A 5447-nucleotide genomic window follows, 5' to 3' on the forward strand; every position below is an offset into this window, starting at 1 on the left:
CCGCAAGCACTAGAACAGGACGCCGCCGGGATTCCATTGGCCGGAGGTGCGGCCGGGGCGGTCGTGTACTCCTTCACCGGACCGTCGGCCTCGTCGGTCTCGTAGATGGGGCCGAAGAACGCCGCCTTGCCCTTGGTGACCTTGGTGAGCTGAACGCCACCGTAGCCCGAGTGGTCGTCGGCCGAGTACCGCAGGGGGACCAGGCCGGGGCCGCCGGTGAAGCCGTTCTTCTCGACCGCTTTGATGATGCTCTCGCGGGTCAGATCCTTGCCGGCCGACTGCAGCGACTGCACGAACAGGTAGGCGACCGACATGCCGTACACGATGTTGTTGTCGAACTCGGCGCCGCCGCCGTACTGGTCGTTGACCTTCTTGTAGAGCTGGATCCAGGGGTTGCTGTCGTCGCTGCTCAGCGGGAGGTAACCGGACGCGGTCAGCCCCTCGATCAGGAGCGGGGCGGACTTGCCCAGGTTCTTGGTCAGCGTGTTCGGGTCGGCGCCCACGTTCGACACGACGAACTGCGGCTTGAACGCCAGTTTGGCGGCGGTGCCCAGGGACAGCGCGGTGAAGCCCGGCACGGTGGCCAGCATGACGACCTCGCAGGCGGCCGCCTTGAGGGCGCCGATCTGCGGGGCTAGGTTCTGGTTGCTGGTCACGTAGTTCTGCTTGGCGGTGACCGGCGCGCCGAGCCCCTTCTCGAAGCCGAGCAGGCTGTCCCGGCCGAAGTCGTCGTCCTGGCCGAGGAAGCAGATCTTCTTCCCGGCGTAGGTGGTCTTGACGTGGGTGCCGAGGATCTTGCCCTCGACCGTGTAGTCCGGGTTGAACCCGAAGGTGCTCGGGTATTTCTCCGGCTGGTCCCAGCTGCGGCTGCCGGAGGCGACGAAGAGGTCGGGCACCCGGTTGGTCTTCAGGAAGTCGAGCACGCCGGTGTGGGTGGGCGTGCCGAGACCGTTCAGGATGGCGAAGACCTTGTCCTGCAGCACCAGCTCGCGGACCACCTGCTGGGTGGTCGCCGGGTTGTAGGTGTCGTCCTTGACCTTGTACGTGATCTTCCGGCCGTTGACGCCGCCGTTCGCGTTCACGTAGTCGAAGTACGCCTTGCTGGCCGGCGCGATCTTCGAATAGCCGGCCGAGGCGGGCCCGGTCAGCGGCATGTGGGTGCCGACCACGACCTCGGTGTCGGTCACACCCGGGGTGTCGCCACCGCCGCCGTTGGTGCCACCGCCGTCGTCACCGGAACAGGCCGATGCCGTGAGGAGTGTGAACGCGGCGAGGACGGCCAGCCCGCGCCTAGGGATACGCGTCATGTCAGGCCTTTCTGCTGTTTGTCTTGTCGGAGCGGAACTTGTTTCGCAGGGAGCGGCCGAGAGATGCGATGCCGCCGGGGAACGCGAGCATGACGACGATCAGCACCACGCCGAAGATGGCCAGCGGGAGGTTGCCCTCCAGCCGCTGCGCCAGCGCGGGCGAGACGGAGATCGACTCGGTGAGCGAGTGGGTGGACGCCGGGAGCAGCACGAGAAGCACCGCGCCCCACACTGCGCCGGACAGCCGGCCCAGCCCGCCGATGACGATGGCCATCACCAGGAACAGCGACAGCGTGATCGGGAACGCGCCCGGGCTGACGCTCTGCGCGAGCACGGCGAACAGCGCGCCGCCGAGGCCGGCGCACGCGGCACTGACCACAAAGGCCAGCACCTGGGTACGCGCGACGTTGACGCCGGCCAGCCGGGCCGCCGCCTCGTCGTCGCGCACCGCCCTGAGGTTGCGGCCGAACCGGCTGGTGATCAGGTTGGCCAGCAGCAGCATGGTGAGCAGCGCGCCGGTCCACGCGATCCACGCCTGCCACCGCTCGTACGGGAAGCTGTAACCCAGGGCCAGCGGCGGCGGGTCGACCGACACCGAGATGCCCTGGTCGCTGTTGAAGGTCTTGTCGAACGTGCTGGTGATCGCGGGCACTACCACGGCCACGGCGAGCGTGAGCCCGGCCAGGTACGGCCCGCGCAATCGCGCCGCCGCCAGCCCGACCACCGCGCCGACCACCGTGGTCAGCGCCACCCCGGCCACGATCGCCACCACGAGCGTCCACTGCCCCCGGCCGGCCAGCGCGTTCTGCACCAGCGCCAGCGTGTACGCCCCGACCGCCATCAGTGCACCGTGCCCGAGCGAGAGCTGCCCGTTGAGTCCGGTGAGGACGGTCAGCCCCGCGGTCACGCACACGTAGGCGCCGACGGTGGCCAGCTGGTAGTTGCGGAACGGCGGCAGGACGTAGCTCAGCGCCAGGATGACGACCGCCGCGACCAGGGCGATCGCGAGGTTTCGCAGCAGCGTCCGGCGGGCCTTCGTGCGGGTTCCGGCCGCGGTCGCGGTGCCGGCTCGTTCCTGGACCTCGGTCATGCCGCCCTCGCCTTCACCGAGCCGAACAGGCCGCCGGGCTTGCCGAGCAGCACGATCAGCAGGAGCGCGAGGATGGCGATCGGGGCGACCGTCGCGCCGAGGTAGCCGCTCACGTAGGACAGCAGCAGACCGACGATCATGCCGCCGATCACCGAGCCGACCGCGCTGTCCAGCCCGCCCACGACGGCCGCGGTGAAGGCCGAGATGAAGACGACGTCCATCGCGGTCGGGTGCAGCCCCAGCTCGGTCGGGATGACGAGCATGGCGGCCAGCGAGCCGACCGCCGCGGCCAGCGCCCAGCCCAGCGTCAGCATCCCGCTGACGTTCACGCCGAGCAGCCGGGACACGTCCGGCGCGAACGCCGAAGCGCGCATCCGCAGCCCCACCGCGGTCCGGGTGAACAGCAGCACGAGCAGGCCGACCACGGCGATCACCGAGACGAACACGAAGAGGTCGAAGCTGGAGAGCAGGGCGATGCCGCCCACGTCGAACGCGTCCCGGCTGAACGGTGTCTGCGCCGGGCGGTATTCGTTGCCGTAGGTCATGCCGAGCACCGCCTGGATCACCAGGACCAGCCCGAGAGCGACCACCACGCCGTTGAGCGGGGACGAGTGGTCGACGAACCGCATCACCACCCGCTCCACCGCGGCGCCCAGCACCAGCCCGCCGACCAGCGCCACCGCGAACCCGAGCCAGTACGACCCGGTCGCGTTGGCCACCGAGTAGCCGACGTAGGCGGTCGCCACCGCCATCGCGCCCTGGGCGAAGTTGACGATCCGGGCGGCGCGCCAGATCAGCACCAGGGCCAGTGCGAACGCCGCGTACACGGCGCCCCGGCTCAGCCCGTCGAAGGTGAGGAAGATGAAGCGGTCCATCCGGCCTCCTTTCCGAATCGTGTGTCTAGAAGCCCAGGTAGGCGTGACGAAGGTCGTCGTCGGTACGCAGCGTCTCGGCGCTGTTGCGGGTGACCACCCGGCCCAGCGACATCACGACGCCGGCGTCGGCGATGGACAGCGCGCTGCGCACGTTCTGCTCGACCAGCAGGACGGTCAGCCCGGTGCGGTCACGCAGGTCGCGCAGCAGCGCCATGATCTGTGCGATGACCTTGGGCGCGAGGCCCAGCGACGGCTCGTCGAGCAGCATCAGACGCGGCCGGCCGACCAGCGCCCGGCCGAGGGCGAGCATCTGCCGCTCGCCGCCGGAGAGCTGGTGCCCGGCGTGCCGCTTGCGGCGGGCCAGCGGCTCGAAGAGCTCGTACACCTCGTCGAGGGCCTTACGGGCGTCCGCCTTGTCGGAGCGCCACAGGCCGCCCAGCCGCAGGTTCTCGTCCACGGTCAGCTCGGTGACCACGCCGCGGCCCTCGGGCACGTGCGCGATGCCGCGGCGCACCATGTGTTCCACCTTGATCGCGCGCAGGTCGGCGCCGTCGTAGACGATCTTGCCGGCGGTGGGCTTGACCAGGCCGGAGAGCGTACGCAACAGCGTCGTCTTGCCGGCGCCGTTGGCGCCCATCACCGCGACGATCTGACCCTGCTCGACGGTCAGCTCGATGTCGTGCAGCACCGGCGCGGCGCCGTAGCCCGCGGTCAGCCCTTCGACCTCCAGCAGCTTCGTCATCAGGCGGCCACCTCGCCCAGGTAGGCCTCGGTGACCGCCGCGTTGGTGCGGATCTCGGCGGGGGTGCCGAAGGCGACCGGCTTGCCGAAGTCGAGCACCAGGATCTCGTCGCAGATCGACATCACCAGATCCATGTGGTGCTCGACCAGCAGCACCGAGCAGTCCAGCTCCTCGATCAGCTCGGCCAGCTCGCGGATCTCCTCGGTGCCCAGGCCGCCGGCCGGCTCGTCGAGCAGCAGCAGGCGCGGCTCGGCGACCAGCGCGCGGGCCAGGGCGACCCGCTTGCGGACCGCGTAGGGCAGGCCGCCGGGAAGCACCTGCGCGTACTGGGCGACGCCGCACCGCTCGAGGGCGGCCATCGCGTCGTCGCGCAGCCGGCGCTCATCTCGATCGGAGCGCGGCAGGCCGAACAGCGCCGAGGCGAAGCCCGCCCGGGCCACGTGGTCGGTGCCGGTGAGCACGTTGTCCAGCACCGTCATGCCGGCGAACTGCCCCACGCCCTGCAGGGTGCGCGCGATGCCCAGCCGGGTCAGCCCGTGCGGCTTGGGGCGCAGCGGGCGGCCGTCGAGGGTGAGGGTGCCGGTGGTCGGCGGGACGAACCCGCACACCACGTTGAAGAGGGTGGTCTTGCCGGCCCCGTTGGGGCCGATCACGCCGACCGTACGGCCGGGCGGCACCTGCAACGACACGTTGTCGAGGGCCACGAGGCCGCCGAAGCGCACGCCGATGTGGTGCAGGGCCAGGCCCTTGTCGTCGCCATCTGAACTTTCCTGCGCCATCGGCACCTCGCCTGAAGAGGGCATGCATGCGTAGCGTCCATAGAGGACGACACGGGGTGGCCGAACTAATTACACAGGGAGTGTAATTTTCTGCCGATGGTTGTCAATGGGCCGGAAACATCTGCAGGTCACGAGATTGTTGCAACGCCGAAACGTCAGGCCACGCCAATCGGGCGGAACTGGACGCTCACGCGCGGACCGACCGGCCTCGCGGTCTTGGGGATCGCGTGCTCCCAGGTGCGCTGGCAGGAGCCACCCATCACGATCAGATCGCCGTGCCCTTGCGGCAACCGCAGCGTCTCGTGCCCGCCCGCGCGGGGCCGGAGCATCAGGTTGCGCGGGGAGCCGAAGGACACGATCGCGACCATCGTGTCGGTGGTGGCCGAGCGGCCCTGGGTGTCGCCGTGCCAGGCCACGCTGTCGCGGCCGTCGCGGTAGAGGCACATCCCGGCGGTCACGAACTCCTCGCCCAGCTCGTCGGCGTAGTGGCGGTTGAGCTCGGCCCTCGCGGCGATCAGCGCGGGGTGCGGAAGGGTCTCCTGGCCGCCGTACCAGCGCAGCAGCCGGGGAGTATCGACCACGTTGTCATACATCTGGCGGCGCTCGGCCCGCCAGTCGACCTCGTGCAGCAGCGTCTCGAAAACGGTGTCGGAG

6 protein-coding genes are annotated in these 5447 nt (G+C 70.0%); all 6 read right to left on the reverse strand.

Features of this window, described 5'->3' with window-relative positions:
- A partial coding sequence (locus AB0M20_RS25200) for an ABC transporter substrate-binding protein (RefSeq protein WP_364302137.1) occupies positions 1-1307 on the reverse strand: 1307 nt, incomplete at its 3' end.
- A gap of 1 nt (position 1308) precedes the next feature.
- Positions 1309-2397 (reverse strand): branched-chain amino acid ABC transporter permease, encoded by a 1089-nt coding sequence (locus AB0M20_RS25205; protein WP_364302139.1) that lies wholly within the window; start codon positions 2395-2397, stop codon positions 1309-1311.
- Positions 2394-3272, reverse strand: a complete 879-nt coding sequence (locus AB0M20_RS25210; RefSeq protein WP_364302141.1) for a branched-chain amino acid ABC transporter permease — start codon at positions 3270-3272, stop codon at positions 2394-2396. The genes AB0M20_RS25205 and AB0M20_RS25210 overlap by 4 nt, the downstream gene beginning before the upstream one ends.
- A 25-nt stretch (positions 3273-3297) precedes the next feature.
- The gene (locus AB0M20_RS25215; RefSeq protein WP_364302143.1) at positions 3298-4014 is read right to left on the reverse strand and encodes an ABC transporter ATP-binding protein; all 717 of its coding nucleotides are present in this window, start codon (positions 4012-4014) and stop codon (positions 3298-3300) included.
- Complete coding sequence (locus AB0M20_RS25220) at positions 4014-4817, reverse strand: ABC transporter ATP-binding protein (RefSeq protein WP_364302145.1); 804 nt, start codon at positions 4815-4817, stop codon at positions 4014-4016. The genes AB0M20_RS25215 and AB0M20_RS25220 overlap by 1 nt, the downstream gene beginning before the upstream one ends.
- A gap of 131 nt (positions 4818-4948) precedes the next feature.
- A partial coding sequence (locus AB0M20_RS25225; RefSeq protein WP_364302147.1) for an alpha-ketoglutarate-dependent dioxygenase AlkB occupies positions 4949-5447 on the reverse strand: 499 nt, incomplete at its 5' end.

It is taken from the genome of Actinoplanes sp. NPDC051633, assembly GCF_040681735.1.
Lineage (GTDB): Bacteria > Actinomycetota > Actinomycetes > Mycobacteriales > Micromonosporaceae > Actinoplanes.

What these genes read in the sequence shown, in the direction of transcription:
- AB0M20_RS25210 (WP_364302141.1), bottom strand. Translation starts at nt 3,272, where the DNA reads ATGGACCGCTTCATCTTCCTCACCTTCGACGGGCTGAGCCGGGGCGCC.
- AB0M20_RS25205 (WP_364302139.1), bottom strand. Translation starts at nt 2,397, where the DNA reads ATGACCGAGGTCCAGGAACGAGCCGGCACCGCGACCGCGGCCGGAACC.
- AB0M20_RS25220 (WP_364302145.1), bottom strand. Translation starts at nt 4,817, where the DNA reads ATGCCCTCTTCAGGCGAGGTGCCGATGGCGCAGGAAAGTTCAGATGGC.
- AB0M20_RS25215 (WP_364302143.1), bottom strand. Translation starts at nt 4,014, where the DNA reads ATGACGAAGCTGCTGGAGGTCGAAGGGCTGACCGCGGGCTACGGCGCC.